Below are 22,036 nucleotides of genomic sequence, written 5' to 3' on the forward strand. Positions count from 1 at the left end.
ATTATAAAGAAGTCCCAAAACCGCGAGATTTTAACCGGAGTCTCCATGGGATCAAGCACTCTGCGTGCGGCAAGCCGGTAGATTGTAACTATTTGAAACGGCTACTATCCCTTAAGCGATGCATTCACCCGCTGTTGCAGCGCGCGACGGGAGACCTTAATGCCGCCATTTTTGAGCTCAGTCGGCAACACTAGCCACCGGACGGGTTGCTGAAAACGCGCCAGTTTATCCCGGACCCAGTCAGGTAAACAGGTGATATCCGTTCCCGGTTCACACTCCACCACGGCTACCGGGCGCTGCCCAAACTCAGCATCGTCCAGCGGGACGATAAACACCTGGTTAATTTGCGGATGACGGGCGATAACCCGCTCAAGACTTTCAGGCTGGATCCCTTCTCCGCCGCTAAAAAAGAGGTTGTCCATACGCCCCAGAATTGTCAGCCGGTCATCATGCCATTCACCGCGATCGCGGGTCGCGAACCAGCCCTGCTCATTCGTCAGCGGGATCAACGCCCCGTCACGCCAGTAGCCTGAGGCCATACTTTGCGCTTTGATCCAGACTTCACCGTCAACCACCTGCACTTCTCTGCCCGGCAGTACACCGCCCACATCCGGCTCGCCGTCCGCCTCTTTCGCACAGACTGTTGAAGCAAACTCCGTCAAGCCATAGCCACAGAAGGTGCGAACGCCCTGTTTTCGCGCTTTCTCTGTCAGTTCAACAGGAATTGCCGCTCCGCCGAGCAGAACGGCTTTCAGCGCAATATGATGCTGAGTGTTAAGCAGACGCCAGAGCTGTGTCGGTACCAGAGAAGCGTGGGTACAGCCCTGCAGTGCCTGCTCAAGCGGCTGCTTTTCGCGAACGGTTAAACGTGCCCCGGCCTGCAACCAGCGCCATAAAATCCCCTGACCGGAAACATGAAACAGCGGCAGCGAAAGTAGCCAGTCATCGTCATCAACGTAGGGCATCAGCGCCAGCACACCGCGCGCGCTGGCAAGATGGGCTTCGCAGGTATGGACCGCCGCTTTCGGCAACCCGCTGGAGCCGGAGGTCAGCGTCATCGAGGCCAACCGCGCCGGTTGCCACGTAACGCGGTGTTCGCCAGCATGCTCGTACATGTTCAGGACGGGAAGATCGTCGTAGATGCCGTCCAGCACCAGCGCAAAGCGCAGGGTCATCTGCGGAAGCAGAACATCCAGCAGATGACGCGGCAACTGCGGGTTAACGGGAAGAATGCGCGCCCCGCACTGGAGCAGTGCCAGCCATGCCGTCAAGGTTTGCGGATGATTATGGGCCAGCAGCAGCACACCGTCGCCCTCTCCGACGCCCTGCTGCTGAAATCCTGCCGCAAGGCGGTCGACACGTGCACATAGCTGTTGCCAGGTAAGCACCTCATCGTTCAGCCTCAGCGCCGGCTTATCGGCAGCCTGCGCACACCAGTGCCGCCACGGCCAGTCGGTAAAACTCATAGCAATGGCTCCAGCGCCTCAATATTGAGGCACGGCAGCGAACTGCCCGGCCACTGGCGAATAAGCTGAGCCTGCATCAGGTTTAGCGTGTCGAGACCCGGGATCGTGTCTGGCGTTAACCAGGCAGCGATACGTGCCAGTTGGGTCAGCCCAAGGCTGGATTCGATGGAGGAGCTGATCACCGCCGTCAACCCCAACGCATGTGCCGCTGCGACCTGCTCGCGCACTTTCGCCAGACTGCCGGTCAGCGTTGGTTTAATCACTACCGCGCTGACGCCGGGTTCGGCGACAAATTCAAAATCCGCTTCGCGCAGGCTTTCATCCCAGGCGATGGCAATCCCCGTTTCCCGGGCAAACGCACGCGAATCATCGCGGGTTTTACACGGTTCTTCCAGGAAGGCAATGCGACTGCGGTATGCCGGATTGACGTACTTCGCGAATTGCTGTGCCTTAAGTGGCGTCCACGCGCGGTTAGCATCCAGACGCAGATGCAGATCCGGGATCGCTTCCAGCAGGAGGTTAGCGACCATTCCGTCTCTCACCGCTTCGTACAGGCCAACTTTGATTTTCGCCACTTTCTCACCGGGCATAGCGGAAAGCAGGGCGAACAGTTCGTCCGGATCGCCGGTGCAGAGCGGTGCCGCACGGTAATTAGCCTCTTCAGGCAAACTACCGTCGAGTTCCGCCAGCGCACAGCTAATGCCAAAAGCCACGGAAGGAACGTCCGGCAACGCCGGATCCGCTCCCTCACGCCACTCTCCGGCCCACGCCAGTAATGCAGACTGCGCGTCATCCAGCGACTCAAGGCTAAAGCCCGGCAGAGGTGAAACCTCCCCCCAGCCTTCCCGCTCACCCTGCTGCAGATGAACGAAGAAGCCGTCACGGGTTTTTAACCGCCGTTCACGCAGTACCACACCCGCGTCCATCGGTATCTGCCAGCGGTAAACCTGCGCGCGACGCATTACGGGTTCCGTTTGTATTTGCTGAAGTCTGGCTGGCGTTTTTCGTTAAACGCGTTGCGCCCTTCCTGACCTTCTTCGGTCATGTAGAACAGCATCGTGGCGTTGCCCGCCAGTTCCTGCAGACCCGCCTGACCGTCACAGTCGGCGTTCAGCGCGGCTTTCAGGCAGCGCAGCGCCATCGGGCTGTTTTGCAGCATTTCACGACACCAGCGCACGGTCTCTTTTTCGAGATCGGCAATCGGTACGACAGTATTGACCAGCCCCATATCCAGCGCTTCCTGAGCATTGTACTGACGGCACAGGAACCAGATTTCGCGAGCTTTTTTCTGCCCGACAATGCGCGCCATGTAAGAGGCACCCCAGCCGCCGTCGAAAGAGCCCACTTTCGGGCCAGTCTGGCCGAAAATAGCGTTCTCTGCGGCAATCGTCAGATCGCACATCATGTGCAGCACATGACCGCCACCGATGGAATAGCCTGCCACCATCGCCACGACCGGTTTTGGACAGGTACGGATCTGACGCTGGAAATCGAGCACGTTCAGGTGGTGTGTACCCGCATCATCCTGGTATCCGCCGTAGTCACCGCGCACTTTCTGATCGCCACCGGAGCAAAACGCTTTGTCACCTTCGCCGGTCAGAACAATCACGCCGATGTTGTCGTCATAGCGCGCATCTGCCAGCGCCTGGATCATCTCTTTCACGGTCAGCGGACGAAAGGCGTTACGTACCTGTGGACGATTGATGGTGATTTTAGCAATGCCGTCTGCGGATTTGTGGTAACGGATGTCGGTATAACCTTCGGAGCAGTCTTGCCATTCAACCGGAGCATAGAGCATGTGTTCATCAGGATAGATCATAGAGAGTCCTTTATCGAAGACGCAGTATCTGAGCCAGACACGCAGCAACTGCATCGGGGTTTTCCCGGTGGGCGTTGTGTCCGGCGTTGGGAATTGCATGGCGAACGGCGTTCAGTTCCGCGGCAAGGGCCGTAAACTTGTCATCATGTTCACCATATAAATATTCAAATGGGAAATTGCGGGCGCTGAGCGCGGCACGCAAATCAGGCTGCACGGCCAGCGATGTCGCCTCCAGCATCATCGCCAGCGTCGTGCCGTTGTTCTGACTGCGCAAAGTAACCAGCGCTTCGCGCTGGGTGTCCGTCAGGGAGGCGAACACGGGCTGTTGATACCAGTCAGTAAAGACTTTATTCAGCGGTTCAGTACGAAAACGCTGTGCCCAGCGGCGATCAGATACCCGCCGCCTGATGCGCTCTTCGTCATCATGCAGACCCGGATGCCCACCTTCCACAATCACCCCCTGCAGCCCCTGTGGCTGCTGGCAAGCATGGAACATCGCAATGCGGCCGCCGAGGGAGTACCCGATAAGCCAGAAGTTAAGTATGTTGTAACTAAACAAAGTTCGGGTGAGCATATTGCTCATCTCGTTGAACCCCGTCACGCCAATGCTCCCGGATCCACCGTGACCCGGCAGGTCCAGGTACAGCCGGGGATAATTGCTGAGCATCTCGCCAACGACCTGCCACTCACGGCAATCCCCGGAGAAACCGTGCAAAAAGACCAGCCAGGGATAACCTGGTTTTCCAGCCTGTTGCACACCCGAGAGGATCACAGCTGGCTCACCTGTGCCAGCAGGCTTTGCAGCATCTGCGCGCCGTCAGCATCATTCACCACCAGCTCAATCAACGTTGCTCCCGGCTGTTTCCAGGCGGTGCTCAGCGCTATATCAAGCTGTTCCCAGTTTTCCGGGCGATGGTATTTCAGGCTGAACATCGCTGCGGCGTGTTCAAACTGGACATTCTGCGGCATCAGGTAAAAGCGTTCACGCTCGCTTTGCGGCGTTGGCAAGAGAGAGAAGATCTGCCCGCCGTTGTTGTTGACCACAATCAGCACAAACGGGGCCGACGCCTGTCGTAGCAGCGCCAGCGCGTTGAGATCGTAGAGTGCAGAGAGATCGCCCACGATTGCCAGCGTCGATTTCGCGCTGGCGCGCTGCACGCCTGCTGCCGTTGAGATCAGCCCATCAATACCGCTGGTGCCACGGTTGCTGTAAACCGGGTAACCCGCAGGCAGCTTCGAAAACGCGTCAATCAGGCGGACAACGAGGCTATTTCCGACAAACAGTTGCCCCTGCTCAGGCAAATACTGGCGAATACGGTGCGCCAATCCGGCCTCGCTAAACGCTTCACAATGCGCTTTGGTGAGCTCCCACGCCTGACGCGAAAGTTCCGGGATCGCAACGGCCCAGGGTTTGCGTTTTTCCGCCGGATGAAGCGTAAGCCAGGTGTCGATACTGCTGACCAGACGACGCCCGCGATGGTGCGCCGGGTCGAGCCGCCCTTCCAGCGGATCCACCAGCCAGTATTCTTCCGGGGTGCACGTTGCCTGCCATTGCAGTAATCGCTTACCGGTTAAGCTTGAGCCAAGCTGGACAACAATCTGCGCCTGCGAAAGCTCAGTGACGGCTTTCGCATTCCCCAACCAGAGATCGGCGCACGGCAGCGGCTGACCGGTCTGGGAGAGCACGTCACCAATCAGCGGCCAGCCAAGTGTTTGCGCCCATTCAGCAACCCATTTTCCTTCAGCAGCGCTCATGCGCCCGGCGATAACCACGCCGCGTTTTTGCCGCCAGAAGAACCAGTCACGTTGTTTAGCACTCTCAAGATGCGTCTGCTCACGCAGCCACGGTTTTTCACTTTCCCACCAGTCACCGAGGGAGTGCTGCCACTCAAGGCCGGTGTTATCCAGTTCGCCATACAACGGTTCGGCAAACGGGCAGTTGATATGCAACGCCCCACTGCGCAATGTCTCCATGGCGTGATCGACGGTGGATACCAGCCAGCTTGCCGGGATATCCTGCGTGGGACGCGGCAACGAGATTGTCTGCGAAGGGTGCGAGGAAAAGAGTCCCGGCTGACGAATAGCCTGATTAGCGCCACAGTCGATAAGCTCAGGTGGGCGGTCAGCCGTCAGCAGGATCAGTTTTTCACCGGTTAAACCGGCTTCAATCAGTGCCGGATAGAGGTTCGCCACGGCAGTACCGGAGGTGACAATCACCGCTACAGGCTCTTTGCTGACCTTCGCCAGCCCCAGTGCCAGATGGCCAAGACCGCGTTCATCAAAATGAGTATGGTGAATGAATGCCCGGTTTTCAGCGGCCGCCAGCGTCAGCGGCGTTGAGCGAGAACCCGGCGCAATACACACGTGCCTGACGCCATGGCGGGTCAGGGCTTCAAGGATCACCGCCGCCCAGCGCCGGTTAAAAGAACTTACTGACATGAGATTGTCCGGAATCAAGATTACGACACAGTATAAATAATAGAAAAATTTGGAATTTTGATATGAATCGGGAATGCACGAATCAGTATTAATCCCTAAGGAGCAGAGAACGCAACCCTGCGGCTTTGTTTTCTATCTCCTGCCACTCCTGCTCCGGGTCAGACCCGCTGACAATTCCGGCTCCGGCGTACAGCCGCAGGGCATCATCCTGGACACGTGCAGAGCGTAACGCCACGCAGAACTCGCTTTGTTCGGGTGATAAATACCCGGCCGACCCGGCGTACCACTCGCGGTTAAAGGGTTCTACATTCTCGATAAACGCCCGTGCAGGTTGACGCGGCAGCCCGGCAACGGCCGCCGTAGGCTGCAGAATATGTAAACACTGCTCATCACTGGCCTGTTTCAGCTCAGTCCAGATACAGCGGCGCAAATGCTGCACTTTGCGCAGACGCACAACCTGAGCAGGCAACACATCAAGCGTCTGGGTAAAGTGCTGAAGGCGCTGACAGATATCTTCCACTACCAACATATTTTCGCGTTGGTTTTTATCATCATTCAGCAGCCATTCGCCCAAACGCCGGGCTTGTTTATCATCAACATGACTGGCGACAGTGCCCGCCAGCGCTTCGGTACGAAGCAATTTTCCCCGCCGCCGCCAGAGACGCTCGGGCGTTGAGCCGAGAAACGCATTGCTGGCGTCGAAAACCATGCAGAAATGATAGCAATTTAAATTCAGGGCGCGGCTGGCGGCCATCAGTGCGACAGGGTTAACGCGCTGTTTAAACTGCAGATCGGTTGCCCTGGCGAGGACCACCTTTTCAAATTCACCGCGCGCGATAGTCTCTGTTGCCTTGCGGATAAGCTCTAGCCATTCCTGCTTTTGCGGATGATGGGTTTCACACTCAACCTGCACAGATAGCGGGCGGATAGGTCTGGCGGCATGGAGTTGCTGCAGAAAATCCAACGCGGTGCGGGCATCGTCCTGAAGAGAGTCATCGCTCCACAGTTGCAGGCGCAACGTGGCATTTCCGGCGGAACGTCGCCAGAGCAGGCGAGGTAAAAAGAGACTGCCCTGCTCCGGGTTAAATGCATTCAGGCCGCAAATACGGGTATCATTTGCCGCATTCTGCTCACGCAAAAACTGCGAGGCTAACGCCAGCGAGGAGAATTGGGTGACAGCCCCCAGAGCAGCCAGTTCCTCATCACCATTACGCTGTTGCCAGTAAAACTGGGGATAGCACTGCTGCGCGCCAAGCCAGGCAAGAGGATCGAAAGCGTCGTTTAACGGGAAAGTGACGTCGAAATGACGTAGACCGGGTATTGCGGGTAACGCTTGCGTAAGCTGACTACGCAGGTGCTCCAACGCGAGGAAAATCGAATTCACGCGAACCTCTCCCTGTTGAAACCTCATATTATACGGGGTACTGGTTATAAATAGCAGTACCCACGTATAGGGAGTGGTTAAGCGTTAAACATAAAATTAACGACGAGCCAGAAGCAGCCCAAACACCAACCCGACAGCTGCGCCCACACCAATGCCTCTCCACGGTTTTTCGTGAACATAATCATCGGCACGATAAACCGCCTTTTTGGCGCGGTAGTAGTACGTGTCGGACGCATGGCTGACGCGGTTTTTAACGTCATTTAGCGCCTGTTCTGCACGTTCTTTCAGCTCAATATATTTCTGATCGGCAGGGTCGCCCGACGAACGTAATACTTCTTCCAGCGTTTCTCTCAATAACGTCAGGTCGTCATCGATACGGGTATCCCAGGATTGAAATGACATATTTTTCTCCATGTTAGTACACCAGTCCGCTAACTATAGCCAACGACGACCCATTACGCCTGCTTAGCCTCCCGCGCCATGCCAATGTGCGGTATACCGTCTTCGTCATATACGTCAGTGACCGGCGTGAAGCCAAAATAACCGTAGAAAGATTGCAGATGCGCCTGCGCGCCCAGGTATAACGCCTTGTCCGGCCACAGTTTCTGGCACGCCTCCAGCGTTTTTTCCATCAGCTGATAGCCCAGTTTTTCACCGCGCGCCTTACCGCTAATGATGACGCGGCCAATCACCACAGGCTCGAAATCGTCTTCGCTTTTCAGAATCCTCGCATACGCCACCAGCTCGTTATCCCGCCAGCCGAGGATATGCCGGTTCTCGCCGACGAGATCGTCGCCGTCGATGTCCTGATACGGGCAGGTCTGTTCTACCACAAACACTTCGCAGCGCAGTTTGAGCAGCGCATACAGTGAATTAACGGTGAGCTCGCTATGGTGTAAATCTTGCCACTGGATCATGTCAGTCTCCTTCCTGGGGTTCATCACGTTATACTAAACCCCTCCCCGTTCGGCAAAGGGCTGATTGCGTTATGGAACTGATTTTTCTGGGTACGTCCGCTGGCGTGCCAACTCGCTCACGAAATGTGACCGCGATTCTGCTGGATCTTAAACACCCAACCCGGGGTGGGTTATGGCTGTTTGACTGCGGTGAAGGTACGCAGCATCAGCTGTTACATACCGCTTATCACCCAGGCAAGCTGGATAAAATTTTTATCACGCATCTGCATGGTGACCATCTGTTTGGCCTGCCTGGCCTGCTGTGCAGCCGTTCAATGGCCGGGAACGCTAATCCGCTGACGATTTACGGGCCTGCGGGGATCCGGGAATTTGTTGAAACCACGCTACGCCTCAGTGGGTCCTGGACTGATTATCCGCTGGAGGTCGTTGAGATCGCCGGGGGGCTGGTTTTCGATGATGAAGATTATGTCGTCACCGCTCACCCTCTTAACCACCCGGTAGAGTGTTATGGTTACCGCATTGAAGCGCATGACAAACCCGGTGCACTGGATGCCGCCGCGTTAATCGCCGCGGGGGTAAAGGCCGGGCCGCTGTTCCAGCGTCTGAAGCAGGGAGAGACGGTCACGCTGGAGGATGGGCGCATTATCAATGGTCAGGATTATCTCGCGGCACCCCAGCCCGGCAAAAAACTGGCGATTTTTGGCGACACCGCCCCCTGCCCGACAGCATTGAGACTGGCTCAGGGCGTGGATGTCATGGTACATGAAGCAACGCTTGAAACGGCCATGGAAGAGAAAGCCAACAGCCGTGGGCATAGCTCAACCCGTCAGGCGGCACAGCTTGCCCGTGACGCAGGCGTCGGGAAACTGATCGTTACCCATGTCAGCTCGCGCTACGATGCTCGGGGATGTGAAGGCCTGCTGGCTGAGTGCCGCGCAGTGTTCCCGAAATGTGAGCTGGCAGAAGATTTCACTCAAGTCAGCGTTTAGTCCTTCATTTTTCCCTCAGGATGCCGATAACGATTAAAAGGTCAGCATTTCTCTCGAGGGTAGAATGGATAATTTCCAGAAAGATATTGATGACAGGGCGAATCTGACCCTGTCGAACCGTTTTGAACTGTTGTTATTCCGGCTGGGCACGTCTCTGGACGAAAACAAATCAGAGCTTTTTGGCATTAACGTTTTCAAGCTGCGTGAAATTGTGCCGATGCCAGAGTTCACGAAACCCGCCGGGATGAAATCACCGCTGATGGGGATGGTGAATATTCGCGATCAGGTGATTCCGGTGATCGACCTGGCCGCCGTAGCGGGTTGTAAACCGACAACGGGGCTCAACATCCTGCTGATCACAGAATATGCCCGCAGCGTGCAGGCGTTTGCCGTGGAATCCGTTGAGAACATCATGCGCCTCGACTGGAAACAGGTACACGCGGCGGAAACCGCCGTCAGCGGACGTTACATCACCAGTATCGCCTGTCTGGACGAGAAGACTGATACCAACGAACTGGCGATGGTACTTGATGTTGAGCAGATTCTGTATGACATCACCCCAGCTAACCACGATCTGCACGCCACTAATCTGCAAACCACAAAATTCCATATCAAGCCGGGTGCTGTCGCGATTGTTGCAGAAGATTCCAAAGTCGCACGCTCCATGCTGGAAAAAGGTTTGCAGGCGATGGAGATCCCGGCGCAGCTACATATCACCGGCAAAGATGCGTGGGAAAAAATTGGCGTTCTCGCTGCTCAGGCACAGGCGGAAGGGGTCCCGATCACTGATAAAATTGCCCTGGTGCTGACCGACCTCGAAATGCCAGAGATGGACGGTTTTACGCTGACGCGCAAAATCAAAACCGACCCGGTACTGAAAGATATTCCGGTGGTGATCCACTCGTCGCTTTCTGGTAACGCCAACGAAGATCATATTCGTAAAGTGAAGGCTGACGGGTATGTGGCGAAATTTGAACTGAACGAGCTGTCTTCGGTGATTGAGGAAGTTCTGGATCGTTCGATGAAGAAGATTGACGGGCCGTTAATTAGTCGCAAGCAATTGGCTTAAAGCATAAAAAAACCCGCCGAGGCGGGTTTTTTGTTTTTACATCAGTGGCATCGCATGCTGCACGATATCAATCAGCGGCTGCGGATAGATACCGAAGATCAGTACCAGCAGCGCGGAGATCAGCACCACAATACCACCGGCGCTGTACTGCCAGTTGGTTGGGGCATCACGGTTGAGTTGCTGAGGTGCACTCAGATACAGACTCACCGCCACACGCAGGTAGTAATACAGACCGATTGCAGAGCCGATAACCACGCCCGCAGTCAGCCACCACAGGTGCGCCTGCACACCGACGGCCAGCACGTAGAACTTACCGATAAAGCCCAAGGTCATCGGGATACCCGCCAGAGAGAGCATCATCACTGTCATCACCGCGGACAGAATCGGACGGTGCCAGAACAGACCACGGTAGGAGAACAGTGAATCCGCATCCGGGCCACGGTATGGGCTGGACATCAGGCTCACCACGCCGAACGCGCCGAGGCTGCTGAACAGGTAACCTGCCAGATACACGCCCACGGTTTCCATCGACATCTCACCGCTTTGCAGCGCAATCAGTGCCACCAGCAGGTAACCCAGATGGGAGATAGACGAGTAGCCCAGCAGACGTTTGATATTGGTCTGGCTCAGCGCCATCAGGTTACCGAAGATGATGGATACGAACGCGATAATGCCGAGCACAACGCGAACCGCTTCACTATCACCTACCGGTGCATACAGGAACAGACGCATGACCACACCGAAGATAGCGATTTTGCTCGCCGTCGCCAGGAAGGTGGAAACCGGTGCCGGAGCACCCTGGTATACGTCTGGCGTCCACAGGTGGAATGGAACCAGAGACAGTTTGAAGCCGAGGCCAACAATCATCATGCCCAGACCCGCCAGCAGCAGCGGCTCATGCAGCATGCCGTCGCCGAGGCTCTTGCCGAGCGCAACGAAGGAGAGGTTACCAGACTGAGCATACACCAGCGCGATACCGAACAGCAGGAAGGACGACGCGGCAGCAGACAGAATGGTGTACTTGATACTCGCTTCCAGTGAGCGCTTCTGACGGAAGGCATAACCAATCAGACCGAACAGCGGCAGAGATATCAGCTCAATACCGAGGAACAGCGCGGCCAGGTGGTTAGCATTCGCCAGCAGAATGCCGCCCAGTGCGGCAATCAGTACCAGCAGGTAAAACTCTTCTTTGTTGTCGTTGTAGCCTTCAAGCCACGGATACGCAAAGGTACAGGTTGCCAGGCTCGCCAGCAGAACCAGACCCGTGTACAGCATGGCATAGCCGTCAACGCGCATCAGCGGGGTGACATCCATCGCGCCCGCCTGGCCAACAAACCAGAGGGAAACCAACGCAGCGTTCAGACCCAGAACGGACAGGGTCGCATTCAGGAAGTGATTGCGTCGCCACGCAATGGAGAGCATCACAACCACCACCGTCAATCCGACGATCAGCAGCGGTAGCAGCGCGATCAGTTGTTGTGGAGTTATTGTCATGGCGAATTACGGCCTTGTAGTAGAAGCAGAATTAACAAACCACTGCTGGATGTTACCCATCGCGCTATGCGAGGTATCCAGAATCGGCTGCGGATAGAAGCCCAACAGCACCAGCAGTACGACCAGCAGCAGGATGATGAACAGCTCACGCAGCGACATCCCCGGCAGTTCTTGTGCAGCAATTTCGCTCTTCGCTTTACCGAAGTAGGCACGGTGCAGCATCGCCAGCGAGTAAACGGAAGCGAACACCAGACCGAAAGTCGAAACCACGGTAATGACCGGAACCACTTTGAAGCTGCCGAACAGAATCATAAATTCGCCGACGAAGTTACCGGTGCCAGGCATACCCAGAGTAGCCACCGCGAAGAACATGGACAGCGCTGGCAGCCATTTAATTTTGCTCCACAGACCGCCCATCATACGCATATCGCGAGTATGCAGACGTTCGTACAGCTGACCACACAGGATGAAGAGGCCGGCTGCGGACAGACCGTGCGCAATCATCTGGATCACCGCACCCTGGTACGCGAGCTGGCTGCCGGTGTAGATAGCAATCAGTACGAAGCCCATGTGGGAAACGGAGGTGTAAGCAATCAGACGCTTAATGTCGTATTGCGTGAAGGCCATCCAGGCACCGTAGAAGATACCGATCACACCCAGCCACATGGCAATTGGCGCGAACTCAGCGGACGCGTTCGGGAACAGCGGCAGCGCGAAACGCAGCAGACCGTAGGCTGCGGTTTTCAGCAAGATGCCCGCCAGGTCAACGGAACCCGCCGTTGGTGCCTGGGAGTGCGCGTCTGGCAGCCAGCCGTGCAGCGGAACCACCGGCATTTTCACCGCGAATGCGATGAAGAAGCCCAGCATCAGCAGATATTCAACGCCGTGAGACATAGGCGTCTTCAGCAGGTCTTCATAGTTGAATGTCCAGACTCCGGTCGCATCGTGGTGAACAAACACCAGCGCCAGAATGGCAATCAACATCACCAGACCACTCGCCTGGGTATAGATGAAGAACTTGGTTGCCGCCGTGATACGCGTTTTACCGTCGGACGCCTTGTGGCCCCACAGCGCGATCAGGAAGTACATCGGCACCAGCATCATCTCCCAGAAGAAGAAGAACAGGAACATGTCGATGGCAAGGAACACGCCGATAACACCGCCCAGGATCCACATCAGGTTCAGGTGGAAAAAGCCCTGGTATTTTTCGATTTCTCGCCAGGAGCAAAGTACCGCCAGAACGCCGAGCAGACCGGTCAGCACCACCATCAGCAGCGACAAACCGTCGATGGCCAGGTGGATCGTAATACCGAAACGTGGGATCCACGGCAGGATAAACTCAGACTGCCACTGCGGAATACCCGCAGACTGGGTCAGAGAGTAGCCACCCTGCAACCACAGTTGCAGACCAAGCGCGAGCGTCAATCCCATGGTGATCAGCGCGATCCAGCGCGGCATCTTCACGCCAAAGCGTTCAGTCTGCCAGCACAGGAAGCCGCCGATGAAGGGAATTAATATTAGCCAGGGTAGTAACATGGCGATTTACATTCCTTTTAAAGGCCCCCAGCAGGGGCCTGATTTTCAACGAATTCGAATAAAATTCACTTAACGATCAACGCAACACCATCAGCAGCGCCAGCACGACAACCGCACCGATGCTCATGGACGCCACATACCAGCGCAGGTAACCGTTCTCGCTGAACAGCAGGCCTTTACCTGCAAAGCGGGAAAGGATCGCCGGGATATTCATCATGCTGTTCAGTGGATCGCGTTTCACCAGCCACGCAACACCCAGGAACGGTTTGACGAAAATCATGTCGTACAGCCAGTCGAAGCCCCACGCGTTGTACCACCAGGTGCCCAGCAGGCGGCCTGGCGCACTGTTGGCAACAGAGGTTACCAGCGTACGTTTACCCAGCCACAGCCATGCTGCAATCAGGATGCCCGCGATAGCGACCACACCGGAGGTGATTTCAAGCGTCAGAACGCGACCGTGCTCAAGCTCGGTGGTGTCCGGGAGTACGCCCTGCAGCGGTGGCACAATCATTGCGCCAACGAAGGTGGAGAGTACCAGCAGCACAATCAGCGGCAGGTGATGGGTAATCCCCTTCCCTGCGTGAGCGTGAATTTGTTCTTTACCGTGGAATACGATGAAAATCATACGGAAGGTATACAGGGAGGTCATGAATGCACCGACCAGACCCGCAACCATCAGATTGATATGACCATTCGCCATGGCACCCGCAAGGATTTCGTCCTTACTGAAGAAGCCCGCAGTGATCAGCGGCAGTGCCGCCAGCGCCGCGCCGCCCACCAGGAAGCAAACATATACCAGCGGGATGGACTTACGCAGTCCGCCCATCTTGAAGATGTTCTGCTCGTGATGGCAGGCCAGAATCACAGAGCCGGATGACAGGAACAGCAGCGCTTTAAAGAACGCGTGTGTCATCAGGTGGAAAATGGCTGCGTCCCACGCCTGAACGCCCAGCGCCAGGAACATGTAACCAATCTGGCTCATGGTGGAGTACGCGAGAACGCGTTTGATGTCGGTCTGCACCAGTGCGGCAAAGCCTGCCAGCACCAGCGTAACCGCACCAACGATACCCACCAGATGCAGAATTTCCGGGGTCATCAGGAACAGGCCGTGGGTACGCGCAATCAGGTAAACACCGGCGGTAACCATGGTCGCAGCGTGGATCAGCGCGGAGACAGGAGTTGGACCCGCCATCGCGTCGGCCAGCCATGTTTGCAACGGCAGCTGTGCGGATTTACCCACAGCACCACCCAGCAGCATCAGCGTTGCCCACCACAGCATGTTGTTGCCTGCTGCGAAGTGCGCTGGCGCCAGTTCCACCATTTCGCGGAAGTTCAGCGTGCCCAGTTCGTTGTAAAGAATGAACAGCGCGAAAGCGAGGAACACGTCACCCACACGGGTCACGATGAACGCTTTCATCGCCGCTGCGCCATTCTTCGGATCGGTGTAGTAGAAACCGATCAGCAGGTAAGAACACAGACCCACGCCTTCCCAGCCCAGATACATCAGCAGCAGGTTATCGGCCAGCACCAAAACCACCATGCTGGCGATAAACAGGTTGGTGTAGGCGAAGAAGCGGGAGTAACCCTCTTCACCGCGCATATACCAGGAGGCGAACATGTGGATCAGGAAGCCCACGCCGGTCACCACGGAGAGCATGGTCAGCGAGAGACCATCCAACACCAGGTTGAAACCGATGTTGAAATCACCGACCGACATCCAGGTCCACAGCGGCACGCTGAAAGGCTGACGTCCGTTGTTGAAGAAGTCGATGCCCGCATACGCCGTCACCAGCGCAGCCAGGCCGATAGAGCCAATGCCTACGGTCGCAGACAGATTCTCAGACCAGCGGCCGCGAGAAAACGCCAGCAGCACGAAGCCAATCAGCGGAAAAATAATGGTTAAGGCAAGCATGTTCATCCACGCAACTCACTTACTGAATCGATGTTCAGGTTCTGGCGGCGACGATGGAGCTGCAGCAACAGCGCCAGGCCAATACTCGCTTCGGCAGCTGCGAGGCTGATGGCGAGAATGTACATCACCTGACCATCGGTCTGGCCCCAGTAGCTTCCGGCGACCACGAAGGCCAGCGCGGAGGCGTTAATCATGATTTCCAGGCCGATCAGCATAAACAGCAGATTGCGGCGGATAACCAGACCGGTCAAACCCAGAACGAATAAAATCGCAGCGAGGATCAGTCCATGTGTTAAGGGGATCATGCGCGCTCCTCCGTTTTTCTTTTCGCGCGGTCGTCAGTGCGGTTGCTCAGCACCTCACCAGCACGCTCTTCGCGGCCAACGTGGAAGGCAACAACCAGACCAGCCAGCAGCAGCATCGACGCCAGTTCCACCGCCAGAACGTATGGGCCAAAGAGTGTAATGCCGACCTCTTTCGCGCCGATCGGCGTGCCGTCGATGCCCTGATCGTTCACGCCCAGAATGGCGTAAACAATCACCACCAGCATGATGGCCGACAAAATTGCCGGGCCAATCCACACCTGCGGTTTTAACCACTGACGTTCCTGCTCAATTTCAGAGCCGCCCAGGTTCAGCATCATCACCACGAACACGAACAGCACCATGATGGCCCCAGCGTAGACGATGATTTCCAGCGCACCGGCGAAGTGCGCGCCCAGTGCGAAGAACACCCCGGAAATGGCCAGCAGCGAAATGATTAAGTACAGCAGCGCATGCACCGGGTTGGTGTGCGTGATCACTCGCAGCGTAGCCAGGATGGCGATAAGGCCACAGATATAAAAAGCGAATTCCATTGCCCTCTCCTTACGGTAACAGGCTCTTGACGTCGATAGGCTTAGCTTCGTTCTCTGCTTCGCCCTTATCTTTGCCGTCGATTGCCATACCCGCCATCCGGTAGAAGTTATATTCCGGGTATTTGCCCGGACCGGAAATCAGCAGATCCTCTTTCTCGTACACCAGGTCCTGACGCTTGTACTCACCCAGCTCGAAGTCTGGAGTCAGCTGAATCGCCGTGGTTGGGCACGCTTCTTCACACAGGCCGCAGAAGATGCAGCGTGAGAAGTTGATGCGGAAGAACTCAGGATACCAGCGGCCGTCTACCGTCTCTGCTTTTTGCAGAGAGATACAGCCGACCGGACACGCTACCGCACACAGGTTACAGGCAACGCAGCGCTCGGAACCGTCCGGGTCGCGCGTCAGCACGATACGGCCACGGTAGCGCGGCGGCAGATATACCGGTTCTTCCGGGTACATCCGGGTTTCGCGTTTCGCAAACGCGTGCAGGCCGATCATCCAGATACTGCGTACCTGGGTACCGAAGCCTACCAGTAATTCTTTTAAGGTCATGGTCTATAGCCCCTTATGGCTGCTGCCAGAGAATGACAGCGGCCGTTACCAACAAGTTGACGAGCGTCAGCGGCAGGCACACTTTCCAGCCGAAGGACATTACCTGGTCATAACGCGGACGAGGTAACGCTGCGCGAATCAAAATGAACATCATCATGAAGAACGCGGTTTTCAGCGCGAACCAGATGAACGGCGGTAAGAACGGGCCATGCCAGCCACCAAAGAACAGCGTTACCATCAACGCGGAAATGGTGACAATACCGATGTACTCGCCCACGAAGAACAGACCGAATTTCATACCGGAATATTCAATGTGGTAACCGTCGGCCAGTTCCTGTTCGGCTTCTGGCTGGTCAAACGGGTGACGGTGACACACCGCCACGCCCGCGATAGCAAAGGTAATAAAACCAAAGAACTGCGGGATAACGTTCCAGATGTCAGCCTGGTTGTTGACGATGTCGGTCATGTTAAATGAACCGGCCTGCGCCACCACGCCCATCAGGGAGAGCCCCAGGAACACCTCGTAGCTCAGCGTCTGCGCGGAAGCACGCATCGCGCCCAGCAGGGAGTATTTGTTGTTACTGGACCAGCCTGCGAACAGCACCGCGTAAACCGCGAGTCCTGCCATCATCAGGAAGAACAGAATGCCGATGTTCAGGTCAGCCACAACCCAGGTCGGGCTGACAGGAACGATGGCAAACGCCAGCAGCAGCGAGGTGAATGCGATCATCGGTGCCAGAGTAAAGATCACGCGGTCGGAGAAGCGCGGGATCCAGTCCTCTTTAAAGAACATCTTGATCATGTCCGCAACCAGCTGGAGTGAACCACCCCAGCCCACGCGGTTCGGTCCGTAACGGTTCTGGAACAGACCGAGCAGACGACGTTCACCAAAGCTCATGAACGCGCCGCAGGTGACAACCACCAGCAGGATGACAATCGCTTTCAGAATGCTCAGCAGGATGTCGATAAGATCCGGCGTTAACCAACTCATGCTTTTGCCTCCTGCAGATTATCAAGACGCGCACCCGCCAGTACCGGCGCGATGCCAGGCATACCCATTGGCAGACCCACCTGCCCTGCTGTCAGGCCTTCAGAGATAATCAGCGGCAGGCTGATTGTCTGACCGTCGTAGCTAAAGGCGATGTTAGCGCCCGCATTAACGCCAAGCTTCGCGGCATCCGCCGGGTTGAGCTTGATGTATGGCTGAGGCATACGTTGCTGGAATACCGGAGAGCGCTGGGACAGCTCGTCGCTACCAAACAGATGGTAGTACGGGGCGATACGCCAGTTCCCTTCCTGAGCCTGGAAGCTCGCCGGAACGGTCGTGAAGAAGTCCAGACCGGTTTCGGAGGCTTCGATCAGACGCACGCCCGGATCGCCGTGACGCAGAGAACCGCCCACTTCCGCCTGGAACTTGTTCCATGCCTGTGGGGAGTTCCAGCCCGGTGCCCATGCGAATGGGATCTGTGAACGCGGGGCAGACGGCTGGTTGTTCCCTTCCATGGAGAAGGCGAACATAGTGTCTTTATCCTGCGGCTGACGCGGTTCGTGCACGCTGATGTTGGCGCGCATTGCGGTACGGCCACTGTAACGATGCGGTTCACGCGCCAGTTTCTGGCCACGAATGCGGAAGCTCGCTTCAGGGGCAGCATCTTTAATGCCTGCCAGCTGAGGCAGTTTTTCGACAACCGCGTCGATAACGTGGTCGAGCTGCGTCCAGTCCACTTCACGGCTCTGCACGGTGCTGTGCAGGGAGTGCAGCCAGCGCCAGCTTTCCAGCATCACGGTGTTGCTGTCGTAGTACGCCGGGTCATAAACCTGGAAGAAACGCTGCGCGCGGCCTTCGTTGTTAATAACCGTACCGTCGCTTTCTGCGAAGCTTGCCGCAGAGAGGACCAGGTGCGCTTTATCCATAATCGCGGTGCGCTGATGGTCAACCACCATCACCAGCGGCGCTTTGGAGAGCGCGGCGTCAACGCGAGCGGCAGAAGCATGGCGATGAAGGTCGTTTTCCAGCACCACAACGGCGTCAGCGGCACCGGATTCCAGTTCGCTCAACGCAGCTTCCAGCGAGCCGCCGCCAATCATACCCAGACCAATGCTGTTAACCGCACGGGTAACCATGGTCACGCCAACGTCAGAACCGCGGTCTTTCAGGGCTTTGGCAACGTTCGCTGCCGCCTGAATGATCTCCGCGCTCCCGGCGTTGGTACCAGAAATAATCAGCGGTTTCTTCGCACCCGCCAGCGCCTGAACAATCACGTCAACCTTGTTTTGCAGGTCGCGATCCAGCTCAACGGCCGGAGAGTTGTTGTCCAACGCGTGTGCAATGGCAAAGCCAAGACGGGCCTGGTCTTCAACCGGCGCGCGGTAGGTCCACGCAGCGATATCATCCAGACGGGTGTCATCAATGCTGGTCACAAACAGAGGATGCTTGGCGCGCTGACCGATGTTCAGGATTGCCGCAATCTGCCAGTCAGCCACTTTCTGGGCTGCTGCCATTTCACGTGCTTTACCTTTCACCGCCTGGCGAACCGCCAGAGCCGCGCGAGCGCCGGTCTGAGTCAGGTCTTCACCCAGCACCAGAACTGCATCATAGGATTCGATTTCGCGCAGCGCAGGAGTATGAATACCGCCTTCGCGCAGCACTTTCAGCACCAGTTGCAGACGTTCCTGCTCACCCTGGGCGATACCGGTGTAGAAGTTTTCAGCCCCGACCAGTTCACGCAGCGCGAAGTTACTTTCAACGCTGGCACGTGGGGAGCCGATACCGATCACTTTCTTCGACTGACGCAGAATATCTGCCGCGCCCTGCATCGCTTGTTCAGCATTCAGGGTGATGAAGTCGTCGCCACGACGCTGAACCGGCTGACGCGGACGGTCTTTCAGGTTCACATAGCCATAACCGAAACGACCGCGGTCGCACAGGAAGTAGTGGTTAACGGTACCGTTATAACGGTTTTCGATACGACGCAGTTCGCCGTAACGTTCACCCGGGCTGGTGTTACAGCCGAGAGAGCACTGCTGGCAGATGCTTGGTGCAAACTGCATGTCCCATTTACGGTTGTAGCGCTCGGAGTGAGTTTTATCCGTGAATACGCCGGTCGGGCAGATTTCTACCAGGTTGCCGGAGAATTCGCTTTCCAGCGTACCGTCTTCCGGACGACCAAAGTAGACGTTGTCATGTGCGCCATATACGCCCAGATCCTGACCGTCTGCATAGTCTTTGTAGTAACGCACACAGCGGTAACAGGCGATGCAGCGGTTCATTTCGTGAGAGATGAACGGCCCCAGATCCTGGTTGCGGTGGGTACGTTTGGTAAAGCGATAACGACGGAAGCTGTGACCGGTCATAACGGTCATATCCTGAAGGTGGCAGTTACCGCCCTCTTCACAGACCGGACAGTCGTGCGGGTGGTTGGTCATCAACCATTCCACAACGCTTTCGCGGAACTGTTTAGCTTCTTCGTCATCAATCGAAATAAAGGTGCCTTCGGTGGCTGGCGTCATACAGGACATCACCAGGCGACCACGCGTGTCTTCCGCGTTTTGATATTGCTTCACCGCACACTGGCGGCAAGCACCGACGCTGCCCAGCGCCGGATGCCAGCAAAAGTACGGAATATCAAGGCCGAGCGACAGACAAGCTTCCAGCAGGTTGTCCGCCCCGTTGACCTCATATTCTTTGCCGTCTACATGAATCGTAGCCATTAGCATGCTTCCAGTTGGCTCGGTCGAAACCGAGCGTTAATCAAAATTCTGTCTTTACCAGCGCGCTTTCAGCAGGTTCGGCTGAATCCCATTAATGGCATGGGTATTGCTGAACGGCTGCTTGATGCCTGCTTCGAATTCGTCGCGGAAATATTTAATCGCGCTCTGCAGTGGCTCGACGGCACCCGGTGCGTGGGCACAGAAGGTTTTGCCTGGGCCCAGGAATCGACACAGTTGCTCAAGTGTCTCAATATCACCCGGCTGGCCTTCGCCACGCTCGATAGCACGCAGGATCTTCACGCTCCACGGCAGACCATCACGGCACGGTGTACACCAGCCGCAGGACTCGCGGGCAAAGAACTCTTCCAGGTTACGCACCAGCGACACCATGCCGATCTCGTGGTCGACGGCCATCGCCAGCGCCGTACCCAGGCGGCTGCCTGCTTTACCAATGCTTTCGAATTCCATTGGCAGATCAAGGTGGGCCTCGGTCAGGAAGTCTGTCCCTGCCCCACCCGGCTGCCAGGCTTTGAATTTCAGGCCATCACGCATACCGCCAGCATAGTCTTCAAGAATTTCACGTGCGGTGGTACCGAACGGCAGCTCCCAGACGCCAGGGTTTTTCACGCGACCGGAGAAGCCCATCAGCTTGGTACCGGCATCTTTGCTTGAGGAGATGCCCTGATACCACTCCACGCCGTTGGCGAGGATTGCCGGAACGTTACACAGGGTTTCGACGTTGTTTACGCAGGTCGGTTTACCCCATACGCCGGAGCTTGCCGGGAACGGTGGCTTGGAACGCGGGTTCGCACGACGACCTTCCAGGGAGTTAATCAGCGCGGTTTCTTCACCGCAGATGTAACGCCCGGCACCGGTGTGCACGAACAGTTCGAAGTCAAATCCAGTGCCCAGAATATTTTTACCGAGCAGACCCGCTTCGGTGGCTTCGGCAATCGCGCGACGCAGGTTTTCTGCCGCTTCGATGTACTCACCACGCAGGAAGATGTAGCCACGGTACGCTTTCAGCGCGAACGCGGAGATCAACATACCTTCCACCAGCAGGTGTGGCAGTTGCTCCATCAGCAGGCGGTCTTTATAGGTGCCCGGCTCCATTTCATCGGCGTTACACAGCAGGTAACGGATGTTCATGGATTCGTCTTTTGGCATCAGGCTCCACTTCAGACCCGTGGAGAAGCCTGCACCACCGCGCCCCTTCAGGCCGGAATCTTTTACCGCGTTAACGATATCGTCCGGTGCCATGCCACCGAGGGCTTTACGCGCACCGGCATAGCCGTTTTTGCTCTGATATTCGTCGAGCCATACCGGCTGTTTGTCATCGCGCAGACGCCAGGTCAGCGGATGGGTCTCAGCAGTACGAATTACCGTTTTCATTTGTACTGCTCCAGCAGGTCAGGAATGGCTTCCGGCGTCAGATGGCTGTGAGTGTCCTCATCAATCATCATGGTCGGCCCCTTGTCGCAGTTACCCAGGCAGCAGGTTGGCAGCAGAGTAAAGCGACCATCGAACGTGGTCTGGCCCGGCTTGATATTGAGCTTCTTCTCAATTGCTGCCTGAATGCCCTGATAACCGGTAATGTGACAAACGACGCTGTCACAATAGCGGATCACATGGCGGCCTACCGGCTGACGGAAGATCTGGCTGTAGAACGTGGCTACGCCTTCTACGTCACTGGCCGGAATACCCAGCACTTTTGCGATCTCATAGATCGCCCCATCCGGCACCCAACCACGCTGTTTCTGTACGATTTTCAGCGCTTCAATGGACGCCGCACGCGGGTCTTCGTAGTGGTGCATCTCGTGCTCAATGGCGGCACGCTCTGCTTCACTCAGCTCAAAAGCCTCGGTCTGTGGTTGTTGATTTTCGTGCATAA

General features: G+C 56.5%; 20 protein-coding genes. 2 read left to right on the forward strand and 18 right to left on the reverse strand.

Translation table 11 applies throughout. The features are described 5' to 3' along the window. Positions 1-104 precede the first annotated feature (104 nt). The 8 genes from menE to JGF26_RS07670 form a co-directional block, all read right to left on the reverse strand. The gene (menE, locus tag JGF26_RS07635) at positions 105-1,466 is read right to left on the reverse strand and encodes an o-succinylbenzoate--CoA ligase (RefSeq protein WP_134707718.1); all 1,362 of its coding nucleotides are present in this window, start codon (positions 1,464-1,466) and stop codon (positions 105-107) included. Next, positions 1,463-2,428 (reverse strand): o-succinylbenzoate synthase, encoded by a 966-nt coding sequence (gene menC / locus JGF26_RS07640; protein WP_134707717.1) that lies wholly within the window; start codon positions 2,426-2,428, stop codon positions 1,463-1,465. The genes menE and menC overlap by 4 nt, the downstream gene beginning before the upstream one ends. After that, a complete protein-coding gene (menB, locus tag JGF26_RS07645; protein ID WP_080328564.1) occupies positions 2,428-3,285 on the reverse strand; it encodes a 1,4-dihydroxy-2-naphthoyl-CoA synthase in 858 nt (285 codons plus the stop codon). Before menB ends, menC begins: the two co-directional genes overlap by 1 nt. A 10-nt stretch (positions 3,286-3,295) precedes the next feature. Then, on the reverse strand, positions 3,296-4,057 hold the full coding sequence (gene menH / locus JGF26_RS07650; protein ID WP_134707716.1) for a 2-succinyl-6-hydroxy-2,4-cyclohexadiene-1-carboxylate synthase: 762 nt from the start codon (positions 4,055-4,057) through the stop codon (positions 3,296-3,298). Further along, positions 4,054-5,724: a 2-succinyl-5-enolpyruvyl-6-hydroxy-3-cyclohexene-1-carboxylic-acid synthase gene (menD, locus tag JGF26_RS07655; RefSeq protein ID WP_134707715.1), complete on the reverse strand. Its 1,671-nt coding sequence runs from the start codon at positions 5,722-5,724 to the stop codon at positions 4,054-4,056. The genes menH and menD overlap by 4 nt, the downstream gene beginning before the upstream one ends. An 88-nt stretch (positions 5,725-5,812) precedes the next feature. After that, positions 5,813-7,108, reverse strand: coding sequence for an isochorismate synthase MenF (gene menF, locus JGF26_RS07660; RefSeq protein WP_028016254.1), 1,296 nt, complete (start codon positions 7,106-7,108; stop codon positions 5,813-5,815). A 96-nt stretch (positions 7,109-7,204) separates the two neighbouring features. Next, positions 7,205-7,510 (reverse strand): stress response protein ElaB, encoded by a 306-nt coding sequence (elaB, locus tag JGF26_RS07665; protein ID WP_028016253.1) that lies wholly within the window; start codon positions 7,508-7,510, stop codon positions 7,205-7,207. 53 nt (positions 7,511-7,563) lie between these two features. Beyond that, entirely contained in the window at positions 7,564-8,025 is a 462-nt protein-coding gene (locus JGF26_RS07670) for a GNAT family N-acetyltransferase (RefSeq protein ID WP_134707714.1), read from the reverse strand. 71 nt (positions 8,026-8,096) lie between these two features. Between JGF26_RS07670 and rbn the strand changes: the two genes are divergently transcribed. Then, the gene (gene rbn / locus JGF26_RS07675; protein ID WP_134707713.1) at positions 8,097-9,014 is read left to right on the forward strand and encodes a ribonuclease BN; all 918 of its coding nucleotides are present in this window, start codon (positions 8,097-8,099) and stop codon (positions 9,012-9,014) included. A gap of 64 nt (positions 9,015-9,078) precedes the next feature. Beyond that, positions 9,079-10,083, forward strand: a complete 1,005-nt coding sequence (locus JGF26_RS07680) for a chemotaxis protein (protein WP_028016250.1) — start codon at positions 9,079-9,081, stop codon at positions 10,081-10,083. A gap of 36 nt (positions 10,084-10,119) precedes the next feature. On the opposite strand, the gene nuoN is transcribed toward JGF26_RS07680, so the two are convergent. The 10 genes from nuoN to nuoE all read right to left on the reverse strand — a co-directional run bounded on the left by nuoN (position 10,120) and on the right by nuoE (position 22,034). Next, positions 10,120-11,577 (reverse strand): NADH-quinone oxidoreductase subunit NuoN, encoded by a 1,458-nt coding sequence (gene nuoN / locus JGF26_RS07685; protein WP_108090828.1) that lies wholly within the window; start codon positions 11,575-11,577, stop codon positions 10,120-10,122. A gap of 6 nt (positions 11,578-11,583) precedes the next feature. Beyond that, positions 11,584-13,113, reverse strand: coding sequence for an NADH-quinone oxidoreductase subunit M (gene nuoM, locus JGF26_RS07690; protein ID WP_028016248.1), 1,530 nt, complete (start codon positions 13,111-13,113; stop codon positions 11,584-11,586). A 76-nt stretch (positions 13,114-13,189) separates the two neighbouring features. Continuing rightward, on the reverse strand, positions 13,190-15,031 hold the full coding sequence (gene nuoL, locus JGF26_RS07695; protein ID WP_028016247.1) for an NADH-quinone oxidoreductase subunit L: 1,842 nt from the start codon (positions 15,029-15,031) through the stop codon (positions 13,190-13,192). Further along, the gene (nuoK, locus tag JGF26_RS07700) at positions 15,028-15,330 is read right to left on the reverse strand and encodes an NADH-quinone oxidoreductase subunit NuoK (protein ID WP_003861496.1); all 303 of its coding nucleotides are present in this window, start codon (positions 15,328-15,330) and stop codon (positions 15,028-15,030) included. The genes nuoL and nuoK overlap by 4 nt, the downstream gene beginning before the upstream one ends. Further along, positions 15,327-15,881, reverse strand: coding sequence for an NADH-quinone oxidoreductase subunit J (nuoJ, locus tag JGF26_RS07705; protein WP_008500212.1), 555 nt, complete (start codon positions 15,879-15,881; stop codon positions 15,327-15,329). The genes nuoK and nuoJ overlap by 4 nt, the downstream gene beginning before the upstream one ends. A 10-nt stretch (positions 15,882-15,891) precedes the next feature. Next, entirely contained in the window at positions 15,892-16,434 is a 543-nt protein-coding gene (nuoI, locus tag JGF26_RS07710; protein ID WP_003861491.1) for an NADH-quinone oxidoreductase subunit NuoI, read from the reverse strand. Between the two features lie 13 nt (positions 16,435-16,447). Further along, positions 16,448-17,425: an NADH-quinone oxidoreductase subunit NuoH gene (nuoH, locus tag JGF26_RS07715; protein WP_008500211.1), complete on the reverse strand. Its 978-nt coding sequence runs from the start codon at positions 17,423-17,425 to the stop codon at positions 16,448-16,450. After that, positions 17,422-20,145, reverse strand: coding sequence for an NADH-quinone oxidoreductase subunit NuoG (gene nuoG / locus JGF26_RS07720; RefSeq protein ID WP_134707712.1), 2,724 nt, complete (start codon positions 20,143-20,145; stop codon positions 17,422-17,424). The genes nuoH and nuoG overlap by 4 nt, the downstream gene beginning before the upstream one ends. A 54-nt stretch (positions 20,146-20,199) precedes the next feature. Beyond that, positions 20,200-21,537, reverse strand: coding sequence for an NADH-quinone oxidoreductase subunit NuoF (nuoF, locus tag JGF26_RS07725; RefSeq protein ID WP_023312536.1), 1,338 nt, complete (start codon positions 21,535-21,537; stop codon positions 20,200-20,202). After that, positions 21,534-22,034 carry an NADH-quinone oxidoreductase subunit NuoE gene (nuoE, locus tag JGF26_RS07730; RefSeq protein ID WP_006176513.1) on the reverse strand — a complete coding sequence of 167 codons (501 nt, stop codon included), beginning with the start codon at positions 22,032-22,034 and terminating at the stop codon, positions 21,534-21,536. Before nuoE ends, nuoF begins: the two co-directional genes overlap by 4 nt. Between the last annotated feature and the right edge of the window lie 2 nt (positions 22,035-22,036).

It is taken from the genome of Enterobacter sp. E1, from assembly GCF_016809815.1.
Classification (GTDB): Bacteria; Pseudomonadota; Gammaproteobacteria; order Enterobacterales; family Enterobacteriaceae; genus Enterobacter; species Enterobacter adelaidei.

Bases quoted from the DNA above. Each gene is read 5' to 3' on its own strand.
- menE (WP_134707718.1), bottom strand. From the start codon at position 1,466: ATGAGTTTTACCGACTGGCCGTGGCGGCACTGGTGTGCGCAGGCTGCC.
- menC (WP_134707717.1), bottom strand. From the start codon at position 2,428: ATGCGTCGCGCGCAGGTTTACCGCTGGCAGATACCGATGGACGCGGGT.
- menB (WP_080328564.1), bottom strand. From the start codon at position 3,285: ATGATCTATCCTGATGAACACATGCTCTATGCTCCGGTTGAATGGCAA.
- menD (WP_134707715.1), bottom strand. From the start codon at position 5,724: ATGTCAGTAAGTTCTTTTAACCGGCGCTGGGCGGCGGTGATCCTTGAA.
- elaB (WP_028016253.1), bottom strand. From the start codon at position 7,510: ATGTCATTTCAATCCTGGGATACCCGTATCGATGACGACCTGACGTTA.
- JGF26_RS07670 (WP_134707714.1), bottom strand. From the start codon at position 8,025: ATGATCCAGTGGCAAGATTTACACCATAGCGAGCTCACCGTTAATTCA.
- rbn (WP_134707713.1), top strand. From the start codon at position 8,097: ATGGAACTGATTTTTCTGGGTACGTCCGCTGGCGTGCCAACTCGCTCA.
- JGF26_RS07680 (WP_028016250.1), top strand. From the start codon at position 9,079: ATGGATAATTTCCAGAAAGATATTGATGACAGGGCGAATCTGACCCTG.
- nuoN (WP_108090828.1), bottom strand. From the start codon at position 11,577: ATGACAATAACTCCACAACAACTGATCGCGCTGCTACCGCTGCTGATC.
- nuoM (WP_028016248.1), bottom strand. From the start codon at position 13,113: ATGTTACTACCCTGGCTAATATTAATTCCCTTCATCGGCGGCTTCCTG.
- nuoL (WP_028016247.1), bottom strand. From the start codon at position 15,031: ATGAACATGCTTGCCTTAACCATTATTTTTCCGCTGATTGGCTTCGTG.
- nuoK (WP_003861496.1), bottom strand. From the start codon at position 15,330: ATGATCCCCTTAACACATGGACTGATCCTCGCTGCGATTTTATTCGTT.
- nuoJ (WP_008500212.1), bottom strand. From the start codon at position 15,881: ATGGAATTCGCTTTTTATATCTGTGGCCTTATCGCCATCCTGGCTACG.
- nuoI (WP_003861491.1), bottom strand. From the start codon at position 16,434: ATGACCTTAAAAGAATTACTGGTAGGCTTCGGTACCCAGGTACGCAGT.
- nuoH (WP_008500211.1), bottom strand. From the start codon at position 17,425: ATGAGTTGGTTAACGCCGGATCTTATCGACATCCTGCTGAGCATTCTG.
- nuoG (WP_134707712.1), bottom strand. From the start codon at position 20,145: ATGGCTACGATTCATGTAGACGGCAAAGAATATGAGGTCAACGGGGCG.
- nuoF (WP_023312536.1), bottom strand. From the start codon at position 21,537: ATGAAAACGGTAATTCGTACTGCTGAGACCCATCCGCTGACCTGGCGT.
- nuoE (WP_006176513.1), bottom strand. From the start codon at position 22,034: ATGCACGAAAATCAACAACCACAGACCGAGGCTTTTGAGCTGAGTGAA.